Source organism: Flavobacterium saliperosum (assembly GCF_900100625.1).
Classification (GTDB): Bacteria; Bacteroidota; Bacteroidia; order Flavobacteriales; family Flavobacteriaceae; genus Flavobacterium; species Flavobacterium saliperosum.
Genome location: NZ_FMTY01000008.1, coordinates 52,338 through 76,520 on the forward strand (window position 1 = coordinate 52,338; position 24,183 = coordinate 76,520).

General features: G+C 41.3%; 26 protein-coding genes. 16 read left to right on the plus strand and 10 right to left on the minus strand.

The window, feature by feature from the left end:
* Positions 1-3: 3 nt before the first annotated feature.
* Both pyk and BLQ05_RS12395 read left to right on the plus strand, forming a co-directional pair.
* Positions 4-1,434, plus strand: coding sequence for a pyruvate kinase (pyk, locus tag BLQ05_RS12390; protein ID WP_023577448.1), 1,431 nt, complete (start codon positions 4-6; stop codon positions 1,432-1,434).
* Between the two features lie 34 nt (positions 1,435-1,468).
* Positions 1,469-2,242 (plus strand): Bax inhibitor-1/YccA family protein, encoded by a 774-nt coding sequence (locus tag BLQ05_RS12395; protein WP_023577447.1) that lies wholly within the window; start codon positions 1,469-1,471, stop codon positions 2,240-2,242.
* Positions 2,243-2,296: 54 nt separating this feature from the next.
* On the opposite strand, the gene dinB is transcribed toward BLQ05_RS12395, so the two are convergent.
* Entirely contained in the window at positions 2,297-3,379 is a 1,083-nt protein-coding gene (dinB, locus tag BLQ05_RS12400) for a DNA polymerase IV (protein ID WP_035654946.1), read from the minus strand.
* A gap of 40 nt (positions 3,380-3,419) precedes the next feature.
* Between dinB and BLQ05_RS12405 the strand changes: the two genes are divergently transcribed.
* A complete protein-coding gene (locus BLQ05_RS12405; protein ID WP_023577445.1) occupies positions 3,420-4,082 on the plus strand; it encodes an NAD(P)H-binding protein in 663 nt (220 codons plus the stop codon).
* Here the strand turns inward: BLQ05_RS12405 and BLQ05_RS12410 are convergent.
* Complete coding sequence (locus tag BLQ05_RS12410; protein ID WP_023577444.1) at positions 4,068-6,107, minus strand: site-specific recombinase Gcr; 2,040 nt, start codon at positions 6,105-6,107, stop codon at positions 4,068-4,070. The genes BLQ05_RS12405 and BLQ05_RS12410 overlap by 15 nt on opposite strands.
* A 94-nt stretch (positions 6,108-6,201) precedes the next feature.
* Between BLQ05_RS12410 and BLQ05_RS12415 the strand changes: the two genes are divergently transcribed.
* Positions 6,202-6,669: a CYTH domain-containing protein gene (locus BLQ05_RS12415; protein WP_023577443.1), complete on the plus strand. Its 468-nt coding sequence runs from the start codon at positions 6,202-6,204 to the stop codon at positions 6,667-6,669.
* Between the two features lies 1 nt (position 6,670).
* On the opposite strand, the gene BLQ05_RS12420 is transcribed toward BLQ05_RS12415, so the two are convergent.
* From BLQ05_RS12420 to BLQ05_RS12440, 5 genes are all read right to left on the minus strand, one after another.
* Positions 6,671-7,126: a septal ring lytic transglycosylase RlpA family protein gene (locus tag BLQ05_RS12420; protein ID WP_023577442.1), complete on the minus strand. Its 456-nt coding sequence runs from the start codon at positions 7,124-7,126 to the stop codon at positions 6,671-6,673.
* A 78-nt stretch (positions 7,127-7,204) separates the two neighbouring features.
* Positions 7,205-7,627 (minus strand): hypothetical protein, encoded by a 423-nt coding sequence (locus BLQ05_RS12425; RefSeq protein WP_023577441.1) that lies wholly within the window; start codon positions 7,625-7,627, stop codon positions 7,205-7,207.
* A 46-nt stretch (positions 7,628-7,673) separates the two neighbouring features.
* A complete protein-coding gene (locus BLQ05_RS12430) occupies positions 7,674-8,333 on the minus strand; it encodes an ACT domain-containing protein (RefSeq protein WP_023577440.1) in 660 nt (219 codons plus the stop codon).
* 73 nt (positions 8,334-8,406) lie between these two features.
* On the minus strand, positions 8,407-8,766 hold the full coding sequence (locus tag BLQ05_RS12435) for a YraN family protein (RefSeq protein ID WP_035654943.1): 360 nt from the start codon (positions 8,764-8,766) through the stop codon (positions 8,407-8,409).
* Positions 8,766-9,665 (minus strand): S66 peptidase family protein, encoded by a 900-nt coding sequence (locus BLQ05_RS12440; protein ID WP_035654961.1) that lies wholly within the window; start codon positions 9,663-9,665, stop codon positions 8,766-8,768. Before BLQ05_RS12440 ends, BLQ05_RS12435 begins: the two co-directional genes overlap by 1 nt.
* A gap of 230 nt (positions 9,666-9,895) precedes the next feature.
* Between BLQ05_RS12440 and BLQ05_RS12445 the strand changes: the two genes are divergently transcribed.
* The 6 genes from BLQ05_RS12445 (at position 9,896) to BLQ05_RS12470 (ending at position 16,287) form a co-directional block, all read left to right on the plus strand.
* Positions 9,896-10,411, plus strand: a complete 516-nt coding sequence (locus BLQ05_RS12445) for a hypothetical protein (RefSeq protein WP_023577437.1) — start codon at positions 9,896-9,898, stop codon at positions 10,409-10,411.
* 123 nt (positions 10,412-10,534) lie between these two features.
* Complete coding sequence (gene metG, locus BLQ05_RS12450; protein WP_035654942.1) at positions 10,535-12,595, plus strand: methionine--tRNA ligase; 2,061 nt, start codon at positions 10,535-10,537, stop codon at positions 12,593-12,595.
* 26 nt (positions 12,596-12,621) lie between these two features.
* Complete coding sequence (locus tag BLQ05_RS12455; RefSeq protein ID WP_143000957.1) at positions 12,622-14,058, plus strand: hypothetical protein; 1,437 nt, start codon at positions 12,622-12,624, stop codon at positions 14,056-14,058.
* Between the two features lie 10 nt (positions 14,059-14,068).
* Positions 14,069-14,758 (plus strand): HAD family hydrolase, encoded by a 690-nt coding sequence (locus BLQ05_RS12460; protein ID WP_023577434.1) that lies wholly within the window; start codon positions 14,069-14,071, stop codon positions 14,756-14,758.
* Complete coding sequence (locus tag BLQ05_RS12465; protein WP_035654940.1) at positions 14,755-15,384, plus strand: chloramphenicol acetyltransferase; 630 nt, start codon at positions 14,755-14,757, stop codon at positions 15,382-15,384. Before BLQ05_RS12460 ends, BLQ05_RS12465 begins: the two co-directional genes overlap by 4 nt.
* A complete protein-coding gene (locus BLQ05_RS12470) occupies positions 15,385-16,287 on the plus strand; it encodes a histone deacetylase family protein (RefSeq protein WP_023577432.1) in 903 nt (300 codons plus the stop codon). It begins immediately after the preceding gene.
* Positions 16,288-16,338: 51 nt separating this feature from the next.
* On the opposite strand, the gene BLQ05_RS12475 is transcribed toward BLQ05_RS12470, so the two are convergent.
* Both BLQ05_RS12475 and BLQ05_RS12480 read right to left on the minus strand, forming a co-directional pair.
* Positions 16,339-16,776 (minus strand): HRDC domain-containing protein, encoded by a 438-nt coding sequence (locus tag BLQ05_RS12475; protein WP_035654939.1) that lies wholly within the window; start codon positions 16,774-16,776, stop codon positions 16,339-16,341.
* Positions 16,777-16,782: 6 nt separating this feature from the next.
* On the minus strand, positions 16,783-17,103 hold the full coding sequence (locus BLQ05_RS12480) for a single-stranded DNA-binding protein (protein ID WP_023577430.1): 321 nt from the start codon (positions 17,101-17,103) through the stop codon (positions 16,783-16,785).
* Between the two features lie 209 nt (positions 17,104-17,312).
* Here BLQ05_RS12480 and BLQ05_RS12485 point away from each other — a divergent pair, with 209 nt between their 5' ends.
* The 6 genes from BLQ05_RS12485 to BLQ05_RS12510 all read left to right on the plus strand — a co-directional run bounded on the left by BLQ05_RS12485 (position 17,313) and on the right by BLQ05_RS12510 (position 22,082).
* Complete coding sequence (locus tag BLQ05_RS12485) at positions 17,313-18,824, plus strand: carbon-nitrogen hydrolase family protein (protein WP_023577429.1); 1,512 nt, start codon at positions 17,313-17,315, stop codon at positions 18,822-18,824.
* Positions 18,825-18,836: 12 nt separating this feature from the next.
* On the plus strand, positions 18,837-19,370 hold the full coding sequence (locus BLQ05_RS12490; protein ID WP_023577428.1) for a YfiT family bacillithiol transferase: 534 nt from the start codon (positions 18,837-18,839) through the stop codon (positions 19,368-19,370).
* Positions 19,371-19,376: 6 nt separating this feature from the next.
* Positions 19,377-19,724 (plus strand): hypothetical protein, encoded by a 348-nt coding sequence (locus tag BLQ05_RS12495; RefSeq protein WP_035654937.1) that lies wholly within the window; start codon positions 19,377-19,379, stop codon positions 19,722-19,724.
* Between the two features lie 13 nt (positions 19,725-19,737).
* Positions 19,738-20,343 (plus strand): HNH endonuclease, encoded by a 606-nt coding sequence (locus BLQ05_RS12500; RefSeq protein WP_023577426.1) that lies wholly within the window; start codon positions 19,738-19,740, stop codon positions 20,341-20,343.
* The gene (locus tag BLQ05_RS12505; RefSeq protein WP_035654935.1) at positions 20,330-21,157 is read left to right on the plus strand and encodes an SDR family oxidoreductase; all 828 of its coding nucleotides are present in this window, start codon (positions 20,330-20,332) and stop codon (positions 21,155-21,157) included. Before BLQ05_RS12500 ends, BLQ05_RS12505 begins: the two co-directional genes overlap by 14 nt.
* Positions 21,158-21,221: 64 nt before the next feature.
* On the plus strand, positions 21,222-22,082 hold the full coding sequence (locus BLQ05_RS12510; protein ID WP_023577424.1) for a DMT family transporter: 861 nt from the start codon (positions 21,222-21,224) through the stop codon (positions 22,080-22,082).
* 43 nt (positions 22,083-22,125) lie between these two features.
* On the opposite strand, the gene BLQ05_RS12515 is transcribed toward BLQ05_RS12510, so the two are convergent.
* Positions 22,126-24,183: a M13 family metallopeptidase gene (locus tag BLQ05_RS12515; protein WP_023577423.1), complete on the minus strand. Its 2,058-nt coding sequence runs from the start codon at positions 24,181-24,183 to the stop codon at positions 22,126-22,128.

Genomic DNA, 24,183 nt, shown 5'->3' on the forward strand with positions numbered 1-24,183 from the left:
ACAATGCCAACAAGAAAAAAGACGAAAATTGTAGCGACACTTGGCCCGGCCTGCAGCACTAAAGAAGTGATTAAAGACATGATTGATGCAGGAGTAAACGTTTTTAGAATTAACTTTTCCCATGCCGATTATACCGATGTGAAAGAACGCATCGACATGATCAGAGAACTGAACGACGAATTCGGATATACCACTTCCATTTTAGCCGACCTGCAAGGACCGAAATTACGCGTAGGGGTGATGAAAGAAGACGTTGTGGTAAGCAAAGGCGACCGCATTACGTTCACTACCGCTGAAGATATTTTGGGTACTGCCGAAAAGGTATACATGAACTACAAAGAGTTTCCGAAAGACGTTAATCCGGGAGAGCGTATTTTGCTTGACGACGGAAAACTGATTTTCGAAGTGCTAACGACCGATAAAAACACCGAGGTGGAAGCTGTTGTCATTCAGGGCGGGCCATTGAAATCCAAAAAAGGAGTCAACCTTCCCAACACAAGGGTGTCCCTGCCGGCATTGACCGAAAAAGACATCCGTGACGCGCTTTTTGCCATTAAAAGTGAAGTGGACTGGATTGCGCTTTCATTTGTGCGAACCGCCGAAGACCTGAAAGATTTACAGGACTTGATTATGACCAATTCCACCCATAAAATTCCGATTATCGCTAAAATTGAAAAACCGGAAGCTGTGGAAAATATCGATAAAATTGTTGCTTTTTGCGACGGATTAATGGTCGCTCGTGGCGATTTGGGTGTGGAAATTCCGGCTCAGGAAGTGCCACTGATCCAGAAAAAACTCGTTCACAGGGCTAAAACCGCACGTATTCCCGTAATTATTGCCACGCAAATGATGGAAACCATGATTACAAGCTTAACGCCAACCCGTGCCGAAGTGAACGACGTTGCCAACTCGGTGATGGACGGAGCGGATGCCGTGATGCTTTCTGGAGAAACCTCAGTAGGTAATTATCCGGTACAGGTAATTGAAAAAATGACCCAGATCATTGAAGCCGTGGAAGATTCACCGCTGATTCAGGTACCGCAAAACCAACCTCAGATTAAAACCAACCGGTACATCACCAAAAACATCTGTTATCACGGTGCGACATTAGCCAACGACATCAATGCCAAAGCGATTACAACCCTGACTAACAGTGGCTACACGGCATTTCAGGTTTCCGCCTGGCGACCGCATGCGCATGTTTTGGTTTTCACTTCCAACAAACGTATCCTGACGCAATTGAATTTACTTTGGGGAGTAAACGCCTTCTTTTACGATAAATTTGTGAGTACCGATGACACGATTGATGACATTAATGCGATTTGTAAAGAAAGAGGGTATGTGAAATCGGGCGACATGCTGGTAAATCTTGCCGCCATGCCGGTTACCGAAAAAGGGATGGTAAACACACTACGTATTTCCGAAATTGAATAGAAAAAAGTATATTTGAGAAACCAAAAAACACGTTATGAATTCGAACAATCCGTTTTTTAAAAACAAATCTTTCACCAATACAACCCGCTATTCTTCTGAAGAGACAAACGAAAATCAAGCGGTTGCCATTGACTATAATGATACCATGACGGTTCAAGGTACCATCAACAAAAGTTTACTGATGTTGGTTTTACTGGTTGCCGGAGCTGCCGTAACCTGGTCGATGACGTTCAGCGGGTACAACCCAATGATTTTAACTATCGGCGGTGCCATCATAGGATTTATTTTAGTACTTATCGCTGCTTTCAAACCGCAACATTCCGCGTATCTGGCGCCGGGGTATGCTGTCTTTGAAGGACTATTTATTGGTGGGCTTTCCGCTATTTTTGAATCGATGTATCCGGGATTAGTAATACAGGCGGTGGGGGCTACTTTTGTAACTTTCGTTGTTTGCTTCGGATTGTACAAATACAATATCGTAAAAGTAACCGAACGTTTTCGTTCCGTAGTGGTTGCGGCTACCTTGGCTATCGCCAGTTTCTACCTGATTTCATGGTTACTTTCCCTGTTCATGGATTTCCAGCCGGTACACCACGGCAACTCGTTAATGAGTATCGGAATCAGCGCTTTCGTAATTGTGGTGGCGGCTTTGAATTTATTTCTTGATTTCGATCAGATTGAAAAAGGAGCGCAAAGAAGTCTTCCAAAATACATGGAATGGTTTGGCGCCATGGGATTGATGATTACCTTAGTTTGGCTGTATGTGGAATTTTTACGTTTGCTTTCCAAACTTTCCAGCAGAGATTAATTCAAACAAAAACATACTTAAAACCGATTTCTTTTGAAGTCGGTTTTTTTATTCCTAAAACTCAAATTTCAGTTGAACGACTACCGATTTCTTGGTCTCGGTATTCAGGTTGTGGAGTGAAATCCCCAACAAGCGCACCGAATCTTTCATGCGTTCCTGATACAACAATTCTTTGGCCGTTTCGTGAATCAGACTTTTATCGGAGATAAAATAAGGTAATGTCTTACTTCTTGTTTGCAATGTAAAATCAGAATATTTTATTTTCAACGTAACCGTTTTTCCGGAAATTTTATGTTTTTGGAGCCGTTTTGAAAGTTCCGCCGCGATACGCTCGAGGCGTTCTTCCATGAAAACTTCCGAAGTAAGGTTCGTATTGAACGTATGTTCCGCCGCCACAGATTTTGTCGTACGGTTGGGTTTCACGGCACTATTGTGAATTCCTCTGACAATGCTGTAATAATGGCCACCGCTTTTTCCGAAATGTTCTTCCAGATATTCCCGGGTGCGTTCTTTCAAATCCTTCCCGGTAAAAATCCCGTGTTGGTACATTTTTTCGGCGGTTACCTTTCCGATGCCGTAGAACTTCTTGATGTCTAACGCTTCCAGAAACAGCTCGACCTCATCCGGATTGATCGTTTTCTGACCGTTGGGTTTGTTGTAATCCGACGCAATTTTCGCCACAAATTTATTCACCGAAATGCCTGCCGAAGCCGTCAGACCCGTTTCCTCAAAAATACGTTGACGGATTTCCTGCGCAATCAGGGTCGCACTCGGATTTCCTTTTTTATTTTGGGTCACGTCCAGATAGGCTTCGTCCAGTGAAAGCGGTTCCACCAAATCGGTATAGTCGTGAAATATTTTACGGATTTTCTTCGAAATTTCTTTATATCGGTCGAAATGAGGTCGTACGAAAATAATTTCCGGACATAACTTCTTCGCCAGATAACCGCTCATTGCACTGCGAACCCCAAACTTCCGGGCTTCATAACTCGCCGCCGAAACCACACCGCGCACTTCACTTCCGCCCACGGCCACAGGTTTCCCTTTGAGCAACGGGTTGTCCATCTGCTCGACCGAAGCATAAAAAGCATCCATATCGACATGGATAATTTTTCTCTGTAGTACCACTGGTTCCATATTGTAAATTTATGTATATTCAGTATAAATTTGGAAACCGATGAAAAAAACAGCCCTACTTTTAGGAGCCTCAGGATTAACAGGCTGTTTGCTGCTGGAACTGCTGCTTTCCGATTCGGATTATGATAAAATAAAATTGTTTTCCCGAAAAAAAATCGATCTCTCCCATCCGAAAATCGAAGAACACCTGGTCGATGTTTTACAATTGGAAAACCATGCGACTGAATTTACCGGCGATGTCGTTTTTTGCTGCATCGGGACCACCAAAGCCAAAACTCCTGACGAAACAGAGTATAAGGCGATTGATTACGGCATTCCGGTTACGGCAGCGCAATTGGCAAAACAAAACAATATTCCAACGTTCATCGTGATTTCGGCCTTGGGCGCGAATGCAAAAAGCACCATTTTCTACAATCGGATTAAAGGCGAAATGGAAGCGAAAATCATTGCTGCTGGAATTCCGAGAACCTTCATTTTAGAACCTTCCCTGATTTCAGGCAATCGAAAAGAAGCGCGAATTGGCGAAACCATGGGAATCTATTTCATGAAAATCATCAATCCCTTATTGTTCGGAAAACTGAAAAAATACCGGAGTATCGCGCCGGAAAACATTGCCAAAACGATGTGGTATCTGTCGAAAAACGAGTATCCGAAAACCATTATTACTTCGGATGTTATTTTCGAGCTGTCACAATCCGTCTGAAGTAGTGTTTTTCACCGGGAAGAAAAACGCCATCGGTCGCTTCTTGAAATAGGTCCAAATCGCTTTGTTCAGAAAGTGTACTTCGGAAAACGGAATGTTTCTGGAACGAAAAGCCAATCCCAGAGAAAGGGAAAAACTCACAATAAAATTCATGAATCCGATAACTGCAATTCCGAAAATCCCCCAGAAAAGCATCCAATTGTCCACATTAAAATGCGCACCATACAATCCGAGTGCCAGATTACCGCTCACAAACGTAATGTGACGAACATCCAAATCCAACCCCAGAAATACCCCGATGGAAGCCGTACTTCCCATAAAAACCCCAAACCAGGTATTGGAAACGACTCCGGCCCAATTGTCTTCAACCCATTGTGCGAGCTTCTTTGTTTTTTCAACCCCAAAACTCTTTTTCAGTAACGGATGCTCCTGAATTCGGTAAAAAAACTGATTGTGTTTGTTTCGGTTGGAAACGCTTCCCGAAATGATTCCGGAAAGAAACAGGAAAACCCCGGCAATCGCGGCATGGAAGATGGCTGGAGAAGCTACCGGGCTGATGTCGGTTAACAACTTATTCCATTTTGTTTCAACAATATTGTAGTGAAGTACATAATCAATCAGCCAGACCCCGATAAGCGAAACCGGAAAAGCGATGATGACATTCCCTACGAAAGCAATGAACTGCGAACGGAACAATCGGGCAAACAGCTGCGCGAACGAACTGTGTTTTTCGCCATTCTTGTTTTGCTTCTTCATACCACTTTCCAATGCTTTGGTTATCGTTGCGGCCGTCATCGCAGGTTGTTTGGTGGCCAGGGTAAATCCGAGAAGGAAAATCGAAACGAAGCCGACAGCATAATTCAAACTGTATAAAAAGGCATGTCCGAAATCGCTCGTTTCAATTTTTCCCAGCAGGACTTTAATAATGCACAGGATTCCCACCACTGCTCCCGCTCCCATGGCGGTATAAAACATCCGAAAATATTCTTTCGAAGATTCCGTGATGTAATGTTCACCGGTTTTTGCGGTATGCTGGGTAATTTCATAGGAAAGCAATTGCGTACTTTCATTGATGAGTTGCCCAACGTTCTTCTTATAACAATTGTATTTGATTATTTTCAGCGCAAGTTGGATGCTGTTGTTTTTTTTATCCTCCTCCTTATTGACCAGCAATAACGGAATGAAGATTTTCAATCGGTACAACTGTTGGCGTATGCGCAGTAAACTCTGGTTTACCTTTAACGAGATTCCGAATTTAGAACTGTTACTGAATGCTTTATCCACATACTCTTCGCATTGTTTGTGTAAGATCAGGAATTGTTTGTACCGCAAATCATCCGAGGTAATGAAATGGTCGCTTTGACTTCTGATTGTATTCTCCATCTGCAAAAATTCTTTCTCCAGTGCCACAAACGGACTTTCGAGGGTATCATACTCAGGCACCATTTTAATGACATCGGTTTCCATCGCCCGACCGCTCATCCGTTGGGAAATCAACCCCATGGCATTAATTAGTTCCGATAAAACGGAAAGTTCATTGACAGAGGAATAAATATCTGAAAACTCAAGAATTTCTAATAAACGCAATAATTCCTCATTGGCAATTTTGGCAATCCAAATCGTATCCGAATCAAGATAAAAAACCTGATTCAGAACATATTCCAACGTATCTTTTTCAGGCTGATACGGAAGAATCTTATCAAAAAGGCGTTTCTTTATTTCACTAATAAAATCCGAATCACGCAGAATTCCGGCATCCGAAAGCATACGGCTGAATTTCCTATTGCTCAGCAAATCCTTCAGATACGTAATGAATACGGCTTTCTCTTGCGGATTTTCGGTTAAAAAAAGTAACAGTTTTTCTATGGAAACAAGGCTTTCCTTGGGCTTCTCCGGTCGGAAATAACGAACCAGATCCACCAGAAAATGCAACGATTCATCAGAAACATAAGTCCCTTCAGAAAAGTGTTTGCTGAACAAGTGGTCCAACGTAATTTCCGATTTTGTTTTTCTTATTACTTTCATCCCTGTGATTTTGGCTTTCCGGTTTTGTAAAAATACGACACGTCCTTTATAATTTTCTTAACTTGCTCCCAAATTATGTTAATTTCTTTACAAAATGCAGGAAATAGAACGGAAATTCTTAGTGTTGTCCGACGATTTCAAGAGTAGGGCGGCAACCAAAAACCGAATTGTACAGGGGTACCTGAATTCCCATCCGGAAAGAACGGTACGGGTGCGCATAAAGGGCGAGAAAGGTTTTTTAACGATTAAAGGAAAAGGAAACGAATCCGGAACCACGCGTTTGGAATGGGAAAAAGAAATTGCGCTGACCGATGCGGAACAACTGTTGCCGCTGTGTGAAAAAGGTATTATCGACAAAATCCGTTATGAAGTACCGGTTGGGAAGCACACATATGAGATTGATGTGTTTTCGGGTGATAACGAAGGACTTATTATAGCTGAAATCGAGTTGTCATCAGAGGATGAAGCCTTTGAAAAACCGATTTGGGTGGGGAACGAAGTTACGGGTGAAGAAAACTATTACAATGCCTATTTGAGCAATCGTCCTTTTAATACCTGGTAACCTACTCTTTTATAATTTCCAGATTTACATTAAGATAGCCGCGTCCTTTGGCATGGGTAATATCCATAAAGGCTTTTTTGGAAAGATCAATTTCACGACCACGGGTAAACGGACCTCTGTCGGTAATGGTAACAATAACCGATTTGCTGTTCAGGGGATTTGTAACACGCAATTTGGTTCCGAAAGGTAACTTTTTGTGGGCTGCCGTTAATTTTGAATTATCGAAACGTTTTCCGCTTGCGGTCTTTCTTCCGTTAAACCTGTCATGGTAATACGATGCGTGAACTGCCTTTTTATAAGGTCTGTATTTCAAATTCAACAAAGCAGAATCTACCGCTAAGGTATCCTGAAATGTTTTTTTGGTTTTATTGCTGAGTATGATTTTGTCGCTGGTAAAACTACTGGCAAAGAATACAAAAATGAAAAGTAAAACGATTGGGGCAATAATTTTTTTCATGTTTTATTTTTTATGCAATACTGTTTAACAAGAAATATGCCATTGAAGAAAAAAGCCCTAAAAAGGGCTTTTATAAGGTTAGAACCAAAGGCTCCAAGGAATTCTGCTTAGTATGAAAAGTAATCCGGCGAGATACAGGAAACCGATTTTCTTAAATTTCCCGTTACTGCTACCTTCTTTTTTATGTTTGGACCAGCCTATCGTAATAAAAGCAATCGCTATGATATTAATTAACGGGTGCTCCAACGAGGTTAATCGTAATGACGCATTACTCATTTCTCCGAGTGCCGCCATACCCAATGGGGATACAAAATAAACCGCCAAACCCAAAAGCAATTGAATGTGACAGAAGATTAAGGCGAATAAAGAAATTTTTCGGTCTTTATCTTCGAAAGGGCGCTTAGAAGAAACACCCATTAGGGCATTAATCACGGCAAATAACAATACTGCCAAGGCTAAATAAGCTACTCCGGAATGTGCTTTTTGAATAATTTCGTACATATTTTTTGTTAGTTAGTTAAACAAATATAACAAATTGGTTTAATTTTTATACCTTTTTCAAATCTTTAATTACCTTGAAAGCACTGTCAATATGGTCTTCGCCTACCACAATGGTCACTTCGTAATTGGTGGAAATCACTTCATTAATGTTAATCCCTTCCCAAGCCAAACGCTGGAAAATAAAGTAGAAAAGGCCCGGCGTCCCAACATTTTCTTTTGGGAGTTTTACCGTAATGGAGGCTAGCTTTTCTGTTTTTAACAACCATTTCTCATCGGCAAAATGCTTCTCAACGATATCGCTGATCGACTCGCTTACAATCAGATTGGTTTCATTAACACCACGGGAAGACGTATAGAAAATATCTTTTAAGGAACTGATTTCGGTAAGAAAATCGGCTTGTCTGTTTAAGACTCTCGGATTAATGGTAAAATTATAATTCACTAAGGAGGATCGCACCGTGATTTCCCCCATACTCTTTAAAGTCTTCTCAATTTTATGGTTGATTCTGAAATCAAGCTCTTCCGACAAACGTTTTAACGCCATAACAATCGCGCCCTGTTTCACTTCCTTGTCCATTTCATGTTCCAATTCCTGTTGCATGATTCGGGCCAACGAGGTAAGATTTACAATCCCGAGGGTTAATCCATTAAGTAAGAAAGGTTTGGATTTTATATAATTTTCTACTACTGAAGAAATCGTTTTCATAATTAATTGATGATTGTTTGAAAAAATTTGCGAAATATAAAATTAAAAACAAAATGTTATAGTTATAACATTGTTAAAAATAATAAAACGCATCTTGAAGATGCTCTATTTTGTAAATGGTTGCGTCTTTTGAAACCGCCACAATGTCGAAACGCACGGTTAAATCAAGCTCACTACGGCTAACATATTCATCCACAGCTTTTACCAATAATTTAATTTTTTTGGAATTTACAAAATCTTGTGGGTCACCAAAGTCAATAGAAGAACGGGTTTTTACCTCAACTATTGCCAGAACATTTTCCTTTTGGGCTATAATGTCCACTTCCGCTTTTTGAAAAATCCAATTCCGCTCCACGATTTCGTACCCTTCTTTCTGAAGAAAATCAACCGCCAACTCTTCGCCGAGCTTTCCTAAATCATTATGTTCGGCCATTATTTTGTGAACTCTAAAATAATTTCTTCGGAATTGACTTCAAATTGCACTTCCTTCCCAAGAATTAACGTGCGATTGTCTTTCTGATGTCCTGCCGGGAAATAAAAACAGACTGGAAAGTTGTAGTTTTTTGCGATTTCCATGATTATGCCTACTTCATTCTGTCCGAACGGAATTTCGTTATCGTGCATATCGGTCATACTTCCTACAATTAATCCTTTCAGATTTTCGAAATAGCCGTTACGTTTCAGATTTTGCATCATTCGGTCAATGTGGTACAGGTATTCGTCCAAATCTTCTATGAAAAGGATTTTATCTTTTGTATTCAACGAGGATTTTGAACCAAGCAAACTGTATAATATAGAAAGGTTTCCTCCCACGAGCTGTCCTTTTACTTTCCCTTGGGTTTCATAGCCTTTTGCCGGAACCGTATACTTCAGGCTTTCCCCAAAAAGGGCTTTTCGCAGCGTTTCCTTCACTTCCTCCGGAGCTTTGGGAACCGTAAACGGCATGATAGAATGCAAAGTGGCAAACCCAAGCGTATTGAGATGACTGTGCAATACCGTCACGTCGCTGAAACCCATAATCCATTTCGGATGTTTCCTAAATTTTGTAAAGTCAAGACTGTCAACGATACGCACGGTTCCGTAACCGCCTCGTGCACACCAAATCGCTTTGATATCTTTATCGTCTAACATTTCCTGTAAATCGGTCGAACGTTCGGCATCGGTTCCGCCCAACTGACAGCTGTCCAAACCAATAGTTTTACCTAATTTCACTTCCAATCCCCAGGATTTTAATAAATCCATGGCGGGCTGGGCTTCTTCCGGAAAAAATTTACGGGCGGTACACACTAAGGCAACCGTATCGCCTTTTTTAAGATAAGGGGGTATTTTCATGCGTTTTTGAGAATATCCCTCAAAGCTAACCATAAATAAAATAGCTGCAAATAATATTTTTAAAAATACAATTCTCATAAACGACGAAATAAAATTTAAAAACAGGGCTTCATGCATGGTTCATGCAATTTAATCTTTAACCTATTAAAGGTAACAACTTTAAATTAACTTTTTAAGTGACAAACGTCAAGAAAGTATTTTATATATTTGAAAAAACAATCTCATAGCAAATGAAAATAATTCCGATTCTTGCTGTTTCAGCTACCGTATTGATTTCTTGTCAAAAAGAAAAACCATCCGAGAAAATAACAAATGACGCTCCCGTTGAAACAGTTACTGAAACCGCTCCGGTACAGGCGGCTGAAGCAACTCCCGCCTTAATACAAAACGCCACACCAACCGCCAACACACAAAGCGTAGCTCCCGGAATGAATCCGGCTCACGGGCAACCCGGTCACCATTGTGATATCGCAGTGGGAGCACCTTTAACAGGAAACCCTCCAGCGGCAAAAACTACCGTAACACCAACACAAACAACCACAACCCAAGGAAATAATCAATTTCAGGTTACGCCGGGAAGCGCTACGGTTACCAAAACAGTGGTCCCTAACAGTAATCCAACGGTTACCACCACTCCTACTCCGATAGTACAAACCACGGAACCGGGCATGCAGGGCAAACCGAATCCGGCTCACGGACAACCGGGACACCGCTGTGATGTTCCAACCGGACAACCACTACCGTAAAAAATAACAAACCACCCAAAAAGGTGGTTTTTTTATGCCTTTGACAAAGGATTATATTCTTCCGATTATGAAAACTAGCATTTTGTTATGTATTTTTGCAGACTATTTTAAGTTTATTCGAAAATGATACAAGATCCGAAAAGATATACGATTACTGCTGCGTTACCTTACACTAACGGCCCTATTCACATTGGACATTTGGCCGGTGTTTATGTCCCTTCCGATATTTATGCCCGTTTCCTTCGCCTGCAGGGAAGAGATGTGGCCTTCATCTGCGGAAGCGACGAACACGGGGTGGCCATTTCCATGAAAGCCAAAAAAGAAGGAATCACACCGCAACAGGTAATTGACAAATATGATGGGATCATTCGTAAATCGTTTTTGGATTTCGGAATTTCGTTTGACAATTATTCGCGAACTTCTTCAGAAATCCATCATAAAACCGCTTCGGAATTTTTCAGAAAATTATACGACGACGGCAAATTCATCGAAGAAACCACGGAGCAATTGTATGACGAAAAAGCCAACCAGTTTTTGGCCGATCGTTTCGTAACTGGAACCTGTCCGAAATGCGGAAATGAAGAAGCGTATGGCGATCAGTGCGAAAAATGCGGTTCGTCTTTAAATGCGACCGACTTAATCAATCCGAAATCAACCATTACAGGAACAAAACCCATTTTAAGATCAACCAACCACTGGTTTTTACCTTTAAATGAATATTCTGATTTCTTGCAAAAATGGATTATTGATGGACATAAAAACGACTGGAAACCCAACGTGTACGGGCAGGTTAAATCCTGGATTGACGGTGGATTAGAGCCACGTGCCGTAACCCGCGATTTGGATTGGGGAATTGATGTGCCTGTGGAAGGTGCGGAAGGTAAAAAACTGTACGTTTGGTTTGATGCGCCTATCGGATACATTTCGTCTACCAAAGAATGGGCAGCCAGAGAAGGAAAAGATTGGGAACCGTACTGGAAATCCCAAGACACCAAACTGGTACACTTCATCGGAAAAGACAATATCGTTTTCCACTGCGTGATTTTCCCTGCGATGTTAAAAGCGGAAGGCAGTTACATATTACCGGACAATGTGCCGGCGAATGAATTTTTGAATTTGGAAGGCAACAAATTGTCCACCTCCAAAAACTGGGCGGTTTGGCTGCACGAATATTTATTGGATTTTCCTGAAAAGCAAGATGTTTTGCGTTATGCTTTAACGGCGAATGCTCCGGAAACCAAAGACAACGACTTTACCTGGAAAGATTTTCAGGCGAGAAACAACAACGAATTGGTAGCCATCTTCGGCAACTTCATTAACCGAGTGGTGGTGCTTACGAACAAATATTACAACGGCGTTATTCCGCAACCCAATGCATTATCCGAAGTGGATGAAGCGACATTAACCGAACTAAAAGCATATCCGGCGGTAATTGCTTCTTCTGTGGAAAGATACCGTTTCAGAGAAGCGTTAGGCGAACTGATGAACGTGGCGCGTTTGGGTAATAAATATTTAGCCGACGAAGAGCCTTGGAAGATCATCAAGGAAAATCCGGAACGCGTACAGACGCAAATGTATGTGGCCTTACAGATCGCTGCTGCGTTGAGTGTTTTGGCGGAACCGTTTTTACCGTTCACGGCTGCAAAACTGAAAAACATTCTGAAATCCGAAAACGATTTCGGTTGGAACGAAATTTCAAACAACTCCGACTTGCTTCCGGCAGGACATCAGATTGGAGAAGCCGAATTGTTATTCGCAAAAATAGAAGACGAAGAAATCCAAAAACAAATCGATAAATTGGAAGCAACCAAAGTGGCCAACCAAGTCGAAAACGCCAAAGCGGAACCACAGAAAGACATCATCACGTTTGAAGATTTCGCAAAAGTGGATCTACGCATCGGCACCATCATCGAAGCCGAAAAAATGCCGAAAGCCAATAAACTTTTAGTATTGAAAGTAGACACCGGAATTGATGTTCGCACCATTGTTTCGGGCATTGCAGAGCATTTCACTCCGGAAGACGTCATCGGAAAACGCGTTACCGTTTTAGTGAACCTAGCACCAAGAGCCTTACGTGGCGTGGAAAGCGAAGGCATGTTATTATTGACCAACACCGCGGAAGGCAAACTGGTTTTTGTGAATCCGGACGCGGAAGGTGTGATTAACGGTGCGATGATCAGTTAATAATTATTCAAATAACTTACATTTATATGAAACGTTTTCTATTTCTTCTAGTACTTGCCATGCAGACTCTAACTGCTTTTTCACAGGAAATTGCTTCGGAATTACCGATTAACTGTGACAAAAAAACAGATGTTTTTCAAATAGTAGAAGAGAAAAAAAACCAAGCTCTTATTTTTTATACCGACAAAAAGAAAATAACAGCCCTTCGTCTGGACAACTCTCTGAATATCATGGACTCCATAAAGGTTAGCCGTAATCCCGAGGAACTAAAAACCCTCTTGGGCTATAACATCAACGGAAACAATTACAGCATTTTGTGGAGCGGCTCAAAATCAAAAAACATAGCAATTCAATCGTTTGATTTTGAAAAAAAAGAAACCCTTGTTAAACATACCACGTTGGATTTTGAAAATGAGAAATTATTCAAAAAATTAACGGTTAACGGTGTTTTTTACATGTTGACCATTGTAAAAGCCAGCAACATCATCAACTTGTACAAATTCGAGAATGACAGTTTTACTAAAAAGACAATCGATCTTTCCGAAAAACGTTTTTTGGGCTACGAAAACAGGTTCGATTTGCTTTATACCATAATCAGCGAAAACAGACTTTCCGACCCTGCCTTTACATTTGAATTGATTTCCAATGAAACACCGCCTTCTTTGGTTTTAAGTTCCAGCAAAAGAAAAATTTATTCTCAGGAAAACCAAATTGTGTTAACTCTCGATGTGTGTAAACTTTATACGCAGATTATCCGTATCAATCTTAATGATTTTTCAGCACAGTGCCAATTTATCACACAACCAAAAATACAAGATACCGATTACCCAACAGGGGATTCCAATTCTTTTGTATTGAACGATAAGATTGTCCAGATGCGTTCCAAAAGCGACATATTGCTGCTAAAATTCAAAAACCAAAATGGGGAAGAACTAAAATCCTATGAGTTAAAGGCTGACGAGGAAATTCCGTTTAAGAATTCCGACATCATTCAGGAAAACGGCAGCGTAAACAATGTAAGAATCCTGGACAAATCCAACCAACTGATACGAAAAATTGACAACTTAAACCCATCAATTTCCTCGTATCTTCTTGATGACAAAATCTACCTGACCATTGGCGGAGTGTCTCCTCCACAAAACAATAACGCGGTGATGTACGGCGGAATGATCGGTGGTTTTACAGGCGCTATTATTGCTGTGGCGCTAACCTCCAACTATTCCATGAACAATCTGAATTCGTATAATAAAAGGAAGGTAGTGTATGTCAATTGTGTTTTTGATACAGACTTTAATCATATCGATACTGAGATGCAAAAATTAGCGTTTGACAAAGTGCGGTTTTTCGCAGAAGAAAAGAAATTTTATCTGGGGCAGACCGTTTTTAAGATGAATAATGCCTTGTATTTCGGAGGTTATAGTCCAGATAAGAAAAAATATTTATTTTACAGGTTTAACGATTAATTTCAAAACGATGAAACCAAAAATAATCGCCTTCGATGCCGATGATACTTTATTCATCAACGAACCGTATTTCGAAGAAACCGAAAAGAAATTCTGTGGCCTCATGAGTGATTACCTTTCCTATCAGGGGTTATCGCAGGAATTACTCAAAACACAGGTAGACAATTTGCCTTTGTACGGTTACGGCATCAAAGGATACATCCTTTCGATGATTGAAACCGCAGTAAAAGTTTCCGACGGAACCATTAGTGCAAAAGGCATTCGGAAAATTACCGAATTGGGCAAGGAACTGATTCAAAAACCCATCGAATTACTGGATGGTGTGGAAGAAACGCTCGAAGCCCTACACGGGAAATACAAATTGGTGGTAGCCACCAAAGGAGATTTGAAAGACCAACAACGCAAACTGCACGATTCCGGTTTGGGACATTATTTTCATCATATCGAAGTGATGGCCGACAAACAGGAAGTGAATTATGAAAAACTGTTAGGTCGTCTGGAAATACAGCCAGAAGAATTTTTCATGATTGGCAATTCCTTAAAATCGGATGTGCTTCCGGTTTTGAATATTGGTGGTTATGCGGTTCACGTCCCGTTCCATACCACGTGGGCCCACGAGAAAATCGATCACGAAATTGTGCACCCGAATTTTACATCCGTAACCAAAATTACCGATATTCTACCTCTACTTCTAACGTGAAACAGAAATTAGACATAGCCAACTGGAACCGAAAAACGCATTTTGAATTTTTCAGCAAATTCGAAGAACCTTTTTTCGGCATTACCGTAAACGTCGATTGTACCAAAGCGTACGAAACGGCAAAACAAAACGGGATTTCCTTTTTTATTTTTTACCTGCACAAAACATTAGTGGCGATAAATGCCGTTGAAAATTTTCGTTACCGGATTATCGACGGAGAAGTAATTATATACGACACCATCAATGCCTCACCAACGATCATGCGGGACGACACCACTTTCGGATTTGCATTGACAACCTATTTCGAAGACCTGACCGTTTTTAATGAAAACGCCATGGTTGAAATTGAAAGGGTTCGTAAAATGAACGGACTCTTCACCCGTGATTTCAGCGGTGATTACAATCTGATTCATTTCTCCTCAATTCCCTGGGTTAATTTCAGTTCCGTTTCCCATTCGAGAAGTTTTTCGTTTCCCGACAGTTGTCCTAAAGTTTCTTTCGGAAAAATGACGGAAGAAAACGGCAAAAAAACCATGCCGATGTCGGTTCACGTTCACCACGGACTTATGGACGGTTACCATGTTGGCCTTTTCATTGAAGAATTCCAAAAACAAATGGATTCCTAAATGTTCCCCATTGCTTATCACCCTATTTACAAACTCCCGTTGCCGGAAGGCCACCGCTTTCCAATGCTCAAATACGAGTTGTTACCGCAACAACTACTTCACGAAGGTACCGTTTCCCCCAACGCTTTTTTCGAGCCCGGTTTACCCAACCCGGAACACATTTTGGCCGTTCATAAAAAAGAGTATGTCGATGCTTTACTGAACCTGACGTTGGATGCACGGGCCGTTCGAAAAATAGGCTTTCCCTTATCTGTGACATTAATCGAGCGGGAATTACGCCTCGCGCAGGGAACACTTCAGGGTGCCGAAAAAGCCCTGCAAACCGGTATTGCCTTCAACGTTGCCGGCGGAACGCATCACGCCTATTCCGACAGAGGAGAAGCATTTTGTCTGCTGAATGATCAGGCAATCGGTGCCCAATATTTATTGGACAAAAAATTAGCGAAAAAAATCCTAATCGTCGATTTGGACGTACATCAAGGCAACGGAACCGCTGAAATTTTCCAACACAATGGCAAAGTGTTTACGTTTTCCATGCACGGAAAATCGAATTATCCGTTCAAAAAAGAAACTTCCGATCTGGACATTGCGCTTCATGATCATACCGACGACGCCAAATTCCTTGAGATTTTACAAAACACCTTACCCTACCTCATCGAAACCCAAAAACCCGATTTTATTTTCTATCTCAGTGGCGTGGATATTCTCGATTCGGACAAATTGGGAAAACTCGGATGTACGCTTAACGGATGTAAAAAACGTGATGAAATCGTATTCTCACTTTGCCGAAAATACGAAATCCCGGTTCAGGTGAGCATGGGTGGCGGTTATTCTCCGGACATCAAGACGATTATTGAAGCACACGCGAATACCTACCGTGTGGCAACAACTTTTTATCATTAATAAGAAACCGCCGAAAACAAAAACCACCGACTTTCGCCGATGGCTTCTGATTTAAATTGCATTTAAGACCGTGATAATATCCTCCCCGTATTTTTCTGCTTTCTTAGCACCGAAACCTTTTATTTTTTTGAGTCCCTCAATATCTTTGGGATGGTATAACACAATATTGATGAGTTCCGAATTATGACAGACCATAAATTTCGGTATGCCTAGTCTCTCCGCTTTTTCGGTGCGCCATTGTTTTAAACATTCGAAAACATATTGACCTCCCGGAGTCAAATCGGCTACTTGAACGGGCCTCTTTTTTTCCGGAATTTCATTCGGTGTTTCGTAATGAAGTAAAACCGACCAATACTGACATTCCTCTGACGCTACAAAATGCGTTGTCGATTTTACAAACTTTACCTGTTGCAGAAAATCGTTCAATCTCTTTTGGTCGGACAATAAATGTTCCGAAGCGATCCGAATAGTAAATACCTGAATATTCATCGGTGACTATTTCCCTAAAAGCAATACTTCGTTGGCTAAGATTTCCGTGATGTACTTTTTGTTCCCTTCTTTGTCATCATAGCTACGGTGCGTTAGTTTTCCTTCAATACCGATTTCTTTCCCCTTAGCAACAAATCGTTCGATGATATCGGCAGTTTTACCCCAAGCGGTTACGCGATGCCATTCGGTTTGTTCCACTTTATCCCCTTTGTCGTTGTAATAGTAATCATGGGTGGCAATGGTGATGTGCGCAACTTTTTTGTCGTTTACCGTTTTCACTTCCGGTTCCTGTCCCACATTTCCGATTAATTGTACTCTGTTTTTCATGGCGTTTAAAATTTAAATGTTAATGTTATTTTGAATTTTGTTCGTGTCGATTGCTATTTGATTTCGACGGGGCAAAGATTTGAAGATTTGCAAAAATTATTCGGTTGTCAGTCGTTTACATTCGGTTGTAATTGTTTGTTGTCGTTTGTTGTTGTTTGTATTAGAGAATTTTCTTATATTTGAATATTGTTCAACAAATCCGGTACGTTATGAAAGTGGAATTAAGAAATTTGCAGATTGACGATTACAAACAGCTGAAAAATTCAATGATGAATGCCTATCCTGAATTAGAAAACTCGTATTGGGAGGAACATCATATCAACAAGCTATTGTCTTTGTTTCCTGAAGGGCAGCTTGTTGTTCTTGCAGATGATGTTGTTGTAGGTTCCGCTTTGTCTATCATTGTACCCGAAAAAATGGCATACAGAATCCATAATTACAAAGACATTACCGGAAATTTTTCGTTTTCCACACATACAGCTGATGGGGACATCCTGTATGGTATCGATGTTTTTATTCATCCTAAATACCGAGGCCTTCGACTAGGAAGAAGGCTTTATGATGCGCGAAAGGAACTTTGCGAACAGCTTAACTTGAAATCCATCGTTTTTGCCGGTAGAATCCCTATGTACAGTAAATACGCTGACGAACTGACACCCAGAGAGTATATTGAAAAAGTAAAAAAGAAAGAAATTTATGATCCGGTACTGACCTTTCAGTTGAGTAATGATTTTCATGAAGAGCGCATACTTAAAAACTATCTGGAAGGCGATACAAATTCACAGGAATATGCCGTGTTACTGGAATGGAGCAATATTTATTATGATGATAGTCCAAAATTGATTAATCTGACGAAGAGCGTTATCCGATTAGGACTAATACAATGGCAAATGCGATCGTTGAATAACTTAGAGGCGCTATTTGAACAGGCAGAATTTTTTATTGATGCCGTTTCGGGGTATGGCAGTGATTTTGCACTATTTCCCGAATTCTTCGCAGCTCCTTTAATGGCCGACTATAACCATCTTTCCGAAGCTGTGGCCATAAAAGAACTAGCCAAATTTACTGAGGCCATAAGAGATAAATTTCAGGAATTTGCCATCGCTTACAACATTAACATCATTACGGGTAGTATGCCCTATCAGAATGGCGATCACATTTATAATGCGGGATTTCTCTGCAGAAGGGATGGAAGTAATGAAATGTATCAAAAAATTCACATTACTCCAAACGAGGTTTTTCATTGGGGAATTACAGGCGGTGACACTATTCAAACCTTTGACACCGACTGTGGAAAAATTGGTATCGTGATTTGTTATGACGTAGAGTTTCCGGAACAAATAAGGTTGATGGCGGATCAAGGCATGAATATCTTATTTGTACCCTTCCTTACTGATACCCAAAACGGTTACACCAGGGTAAAACACTGTGCCCAAGCACGAGCAATTGAAAACGAATGTTTTGTAGCAATAGCAGGCTGTGTAGGCAATTTACCAAAAGTTAACAATATGGATATCCAATATGCTCAGGCAGCTGTTTTTACACCCTCTGATTTTGCTTTTCCCAGCAACGGAATAAAGGCAGAAGCGACACCAAATACCGAAATGACTTTAATCGTAGATGTTGATTTGAATTTACTGAAAGAATTGCACGAACATGGCAGTGTAAGAACAATGAAAGACAGGAGATTTGATTTATACGAATTAAAAAAAAGAAAATAAATAGAAAAAGAAATGGAAACACTAAAATTTCCCATCGGTCGTTTCACTTGCCCGGCGGAAATTACCTCTGGAAATCTGGAAGAATGGAGAGCAACGATAAAAGTCTTTCCAAAACAATTGAAAGCCATAACCGAAAAACTGTCGGCCACAGAACGCAATTGGAACTACCGCCCGGACGGTTGGAAAATAACACAGGTCGTTCATCATTTGGCCGACAGTCATATGAACGCCTTAATCCGAATTAAACTTGCCCTGACCGAAGATACCCCTGTTATCCGTCCGTATGAAGAAGCATTGTGGGCAGAACTCCCGGACGGCCAAAACGACGACATAAGCTCCTCCTTAAAAATAATCGAAGGAATTCACGATCGTTGGACACATTTATTGGAAAACTTATCCGAAAATGATTGGAACAAAATGTATTTTCATCCGGAACACCAGCGTTTATTTTCCATAAAAGAAGCCTTAGGCATTTATGATTGGCATTGCAGACATCATTTGGCCCATATCGAGCAGGCCTTATTTCATAACGGCAACTTTAATTGACACATTATGAAAACCTGTTTGGAATGCAACGACACCTTTGTGGGTCGTGAAGACAAGAAATTTTGTGGAGACGGTTGCAGGAATTCTTACAATAATAAGATAAATAAGGACAGTACGAATCTTATGCGTAATATAAATAACAAATTACGCAAAAATTACCGAATTTTGTCGGAACTTAATCCGGAAGGAAAATCGAAAACCACAAGAACCAAATTGTTGGGTAAAGGTTTTGATTTTGAATTTTTCACCTCCGTATATCAAACTAAAACCGGGAACACTTATTACTTCCTCTACGATTTAGGATATAGGGCGGTTGAAAACGACGGATTTGTTTTGGTAAGAAAAGACAATTAAATACTGTATACATATGATTCGATTCTATCCTGATGAAGAATTTAGAGAGATTATTTTGGAAATGCAACATCGATTTCGTTATGCGCTTTCAAATTATGGTCGGTTGATAAGTTATACTGATGATTTGAAAAAAGGCACTTTATTAAAAGGAACCTATATCGATGGTTACCATGTACTGCGCACATACAAGCAGGTAAATGGTGTCCGAAAGTCTAAAACATTACTGCTTTACAAATTGGTGGCCGAATTTTTTGTTCCGAAAACGGCAGAAGATCAGCAGCATGTGATTCATATCGATTATGATAAAAGTAACGACAGGGCAACCAATTTACGTTGGGTGAACCATAAAGAAAAAATGGAACACCACAAAGTCAATCCGCGTGTCATCGCTTCGCAAAAGAAGGTAACGGAATTTAACCGAAGAGCCGATGGGAAAAAACTAACGGAAACCACCGTCATCCGATTAAAAAGAATCTTATTGGATCCTAACAGAAAAACCCGCATGAAAATTTTAGCCAAACAATTTGGCGTAAGCGAAATGCAATTGTACCGCATTAAAAGTGGTGAAAACTGGGGGCACATCAAGGTGAATATCCGCAAGAAAGATGAAGCGCAATAAACCGAACATAGCTATACTGGGCTGCGGGTGGTTAGGTTTTCCTTTGGCAAAAAGAATGGTAGCCGAGGGTTTTATGGTAAAAGGCTCCACCACTTCGGCAGAAAAAATTGCATTGTTAAACACCAATGGAATTACGCCGTATCAAATTGCGCTGTCGGAAGACGGAATTCAGGGTCCGGTAGCCGATTTCCTGGAAGATTCCGAAATCCTGATTATCGATATTCCGCCGGGATTACGAAAAGTGACTTTACCCGTTACAACAAAAACATTTGTTTCCAAAATCGAAAAACTGATTCCGTATCTGGAAAAATCATCGCTTCAAAAAGTGCTTTTTGTAAGTTCCACTTCGGTCTACGCCGACGAGAATGAGACGGTAACCGAAGACACCGTTCCCAATCCCGAAACCGAAAGTGGCCGACAGTTAGCCGAAATCGAAACGCTATTGCGGACCAATCCGAATTTTGACACGAGCGTTATCCGTTTTGGCGGACTCATTGGCCCGGACCGCCATCCTGTTCAAATGCTGGCCGGAAGGGAAAATCTGGACAATCCCGAAGCTCCCGTGAATCTGATCCATCAGGAAGACTGTATCGGTATCATTCTGAAAATCATAGAAAAAGAGGCGTGGAAAGAAACCTTCAATGCGGTGGCACCCCAGCATCCGACAAGAAAGGCGTATTATCACAAAAAAGCCGAAGAAATGAATTTGGCAATCCCTAAATTTGCATCCGGTACCGCTTCGGTTGGCAAACTCATATCGGGTAAAAAAACCGAAGAAATCCTAAACTATACTTTTGTTGTAAACCTACTGTAATTTGGCAACTATATCCAACCTGCACCAATCCGCAAAGAACCGGTTAACAGCTATCGGTCTGCCGATGCTCGCTTTGATTTGGGTAAGTTTCTTTTGGGGCACCACCTGGCTGGCTTCGAAAGAAGGGGTGAAACACATGCCGGCATTACAGTTGGCCGCCATCCGGCAATTCTTAGGAGCTGCCATTTACATTGCGTTTTTTCTCTTCAGGAAAACACCCTGGCCCAAAGGCAAACAGTGGAAGACCATTGTTATTTTAAGCATCCTCAATTTCGTGTTAAGCAACGGGCTGAGCACTTGGGGTGTGAAATACATTTCCAGCGGGTTAGGCGCCATTATCGGTGCAATTTTTCCGTTGTGGATTGTCGTCATCAGTTTGTTTCAGGGAGAAAAATTATCGAAATGGTCCATCGTGGGATTACTCGTCAGTTTTGGCGGAGTCTGCCTGATTTTTTACGATTACCTGGCCGATTTACTCAAACCCGATTTCCGTTTCGGAATCCTGCTTTCGGTAATCGCAACATTTACCTGGGCTTTCGGCAGCGTATATACCCGAAAAAAAGCGGCGAGTTTTAATCCGTATTTCAGTTTGGGACTCCAGATGCTAATCTCCAGCATTTTGCTTTTCGCTTATACCGGCGCCACAGGAACTTCCATAAATATAACGCAGATTCCCGCAGAATCCTGGTGGTCGATTGCCTATCTGGTAATTTTCGGTTCGGTATTTACTTTTATTGCGTTTATTTATGCCTTACAACACCTCCCTTCCGAAGTGAGCAGTATTTATGCTTACATCAACCCCATTGTCGCATTGGTTTTAGGGGCGCTGATTTTCGACGAACCCTTAACAACGATGATTCTTATAGGTGGTGGTGTTACTTTGTTTGGATTGTATGTCGTGAACCGATCGATGAAAAAGAAATAAAAAAAAGCCCCGCAATGCAGGGCTTTTTTTTATAGAATTCGGATTACCAGATTTTCACTCGGTTTTCCGGTTTCACGTATAGTTTCTGATCTTCCGTGATATCGAACGCCTGATAGAACGTATCTACGTTTTGTAACGGCACATAGGCGCGGTACATTCCCGGAGAATGTGGATCGGTTTTTACCTGATTCTTAATGGCTTCGTCTCTCATTTTCGAACGCCAGATGGTTGCCCAGGAAATGAAGAAACGTTGTTCCTGCGTATAACCATCAATTAAGGCTGTCTTGCCGCTTTTCTTCAATGCGATTTGCAAACCGTCATACGCTGCATTTACCCCACCCAAGTCACCGATATTTTCACCTAACGTGAATTTACCGTCCACAAAAGTACCCGGAAGCGGTTCCAAAGCACTGTATTGGGCAGCCAAAGCACCTCCAAGACCTGTGAATTGTTTCAAATCATCTTCTGTCCACCAATTTTTAAGGTTACCGTCAGCATCGTATCGCGAACCCGAATCGTCAAAACCGTGAGAGATTTCGTGACCGATTACCGCTCCGATTCCGCCATAATTTACGGCATCATCCGCTTTATAATCGTAAAATGGCGGTTGTAAAATAGCGGCCGGGAATACGATTTCATTATACGACGGGTTGAAATAGGCATTTACCGTTTGCGGCGACATGCCCCATTTGGTTTTATCCACCGGTTTTTTCAGATCGGCGATATTTTCGGCAAAGCCCCAACGGGAAACATTTTTCATGTTCTCGTAGTAGTTTCCGCCTTGTTCCACTCCTTTGATTTCCAATTTGGAGTAGTCTTTCCACTTGTCGGGATAACCAATTTTCACCGTCGATTTTCTTAATTTTTCGATAGCGCCTTTACGGGTATCCGGTGTCATCCATGGCAAATTGTTGATGCGGTTTTCGAAGGCTAAAAATACGTTTTCGATCATCGCTTTCGCTTTCGCTTTCGCTTCGGCAGGGAATTTTTGCTCCACATACAATTTCCCTAACGCCTCACCCACAGTTCCGTTAACCACCTGTAATGCTCTTTCCTCACGCGGACGTTGTTTTAACGCACCGGTTAAGGTTTTGCTGTAGAATTCCCAGTTGGCCGTTTCGATATCGGTAGTCAAAACGCCAGTCGACTTGTTGATTAACATCCAACGCATGTAGGCTTTCCAGTCATCCACTTTTTTAGCTTTGAAAATGTCCTCCAGAGCAGTCATGTATTTTGGTTGGGATACGATCAGGGAGTCTATTTTCCCGATACCAACGCCCTCAATGTAACTGTTCCAGTTTACCGAAGGGGTTAACTTCTGCAAATCGGCCACGGTCATCGGGTTATACGTTTTTCTTCTGTCGCGACGTTCCACTCGGTCCAGTCTTGGTCTTGCCATTTCGGTTTCAAGCGCCAAAACCTTTTCCGCCTGAATTTTCGCATCAGACGGTTTTACCCCTAAGAACTGCAGCATTCTGGCAACATGAAGTACATATTTTTCGCGTTTCTCTTTGGAATCCTTATCGTCGGAAACATAATAATCCCTGTCCGGTAAGCCTAAGCTTCCCAAACCAAGATATACCACATTTCGATTACTGTTTTTCGCATCGGAGCCAACACCGATTCCGTAAAAACCTAAACCGCCCTGAGGTTCCATTTCGATTAATAGTTTATTGACATCGGCAATGGTTTTTACCGCATTGATTTTTGCCAAATAGGGTTTTAGAGGCGTGATTCCGATTTTATTTCTGTAAATCGTATCCATGTATGTTTTATACACATTTACCGCTTTAGCCTGATCGGATTTCGGATCCAGTTTTTTGTCGGCTGCCGCTGCTTTTAAAATCGCCAACGCATCCTTGTCGGTGTTCTGACGCAATTCGTCAAAACTTCCCCAACGGGTCTTATCGGCAGGAATTTGGGTTTTATCGTACCAGGTTCCGTTTACATAGCGAAAGAAATCATCTCCCGGTTTTACCGATTTATCCATTAACTCCAAGTCGATTCCCGGATTTTTGGGCTTTGCCTGTTGTGCCGAAGCATCCAGACTAAGAAGCGAAAAAACAGCAAGTGAACCTGCCGAAATAATATTTTTCTTCAT

Coding starts and splice junctions, on each gene's coding strand:
- pyk (WP_023577448.1), top strand. CDS start 4: ATGCCAACAAGAAAAAAGACGAAAATTGTAGCGACACTTGGCCCGGCC.
- BLQ05_RS12395 (WP_023577447.1), top strand. CDS start 1,469: ATGAATTCGAACAATCCGTTTTTTAAAAACAAATCTTTCACCAATACA.
- dinB (WP_035654946.1), bottom strand. CDS start 3,379: ATGGAACCAGTGGTACTACAGAGAAAAATTATCCATGTCGATATGGAT.
- BLQ05_RS12405 (WP_023577445.1), top strand. CDS start 3,420: ATGAAAAAAACAGCCCTACTTTTAGGAGCCTCAGGATTAACAGGCTGT.
- BLQ05_RS12410 (WP_023577444.1), bottom strand. CDS start 6,107: ATGAAAGTAATAAGAAAAACAAAATCGGAAATTACGTTGGACCACTTG.
- BLQ05_RS12415 (WP_023577443.1), top strand. CDS start 6,202: ATGCAGGAAATAGAACGGAAATTCTTAGTGTTGTCCGACGATTTCAAG.
- BLQ05_RS12420 (WP_023577442.1), bottom strand. CDS start 7,126: ATGAAAAAAATTATTGCCCCAATCGTTTTACTTTTCATTTTTGTATTC.
- BLQ05_RS12425 (WP_023577441.1), bottom strand. CDS start 7,627: ATGTACGAAATTATTCAAAAAGCACATTCCGGAGTAGCTTATTTAGCC.
- BLQ05_RS12430 (WP_023577440.1), bottom strand. CDS start 8,333: ATGAAAACGATTTCTTCAGTAGTAGAAAATTATATAAAATCCAAACCT.
- BLQ05_RS12435 (WP_035654943.1), bottom strand. CDS start 8,766: ATGGCCGAACATAATGATTTAGGAAAGCTCGGCGAAGAGTTGGCGGTT.
- BLQ05_RS12440 (WP_035654961.1), bottom strand. CDS start 9,665: ATGAAAATACCCCCTTATCTTAAAAAAGGCGATACGGTTGCCTTAGTG.
- BLQ05_RS12445 (WP_023577437.1), top strand. CDS start 9,896: ATGAAAATAATTCCGATTCTTGCTGTTTCAGCTACCGTATTGATTTCT.
- metG (WP_035654942.1), top strand. CDS start 10,535: ATGATACAAGATCCGAAAAGATATACGATTACTGCTGCGTTACCTTAC.
- BLQ05_RS12455 (WP_143000957.1), top strand. CDS start 12,622: ATGAAACGTTTTCTATTTCTTCTAGTACTTGCCATGCAGACTCTAACT.
- BLQ05_RS12460 (WP_023577434.1), top strand. CDS start 14,069: ATGAAACCAAAAATAATCGCCTTCGATGCCGATGATACTTTATTCATC.
- BLQ05_RS12470 (WP_023577432.1), top strand. CDS start 15,385: ATGTTCCCCATTGCTTATCACCCTATTTACAAACTCCCGTTGCCGGAA.
- BLQ05_RS12475 (WP_035654939.1), bottom strand. CDS start 16,776: ATGAATATTCAGGTATTTACTATTCGGATCGCTTCGGAACATTTATTG.
- BLQ05_RS12480 (WP_023577430.1), bottom strand. CDS start 17,103: ATGAAAAACAGAGTACAATTAATCGGAAATGTGGGACAGGAACCGGAA.
- BLQ05_RS12485 (WP_023577429.1), top strand. CDS start 17,313: ATGAAAGTGGAATTAAGAAATTTGCAGATTGACGATTACAAACAGCTG.
- BLQ05_RS12490 (WP_023577428.1), top strand. CDS start 18,837: ATGGAAACACTAAAATTTCCCATCGGTCGTTTCACTTGCCCGGCGGAA.
- BLQ05_RS12495 (WP_035654937.1), top strand. CDS start 19,377: ATGAAAACCTGTTTGGAATGCAACGACACCTTTGTGGGTCGTGAAGAC.
- BLQ05_RS12500 (WP_023577426.1), top strand. CDS start 19,738: ATGATTCGATTCTATCCTGATGAAGAATTTAGAGAGATTATTTTGGAA.
- BLQ05_RS12505 (WP_035654935.1), top strand. CDS start 20,330: ATGAAGCGCAATAAACCGAACATAGCTATACTGGGCTGCGGGTGGTTA.
- BLQ05_RS12510 (WP_023577424.1), top strand. CDS start 21,222: ATGCTCGCTTTGATTTGGGTAAGTTTCTTTTGGGGCACCACCTGGCTG.
- BLQ05_RS12515 (WP_023577423.1), bottom strand. CDS start 24,183: ATGAAGAAAAATATTATTTCGGCAGGTTCACTTGCTGTTTTTTCGCTT.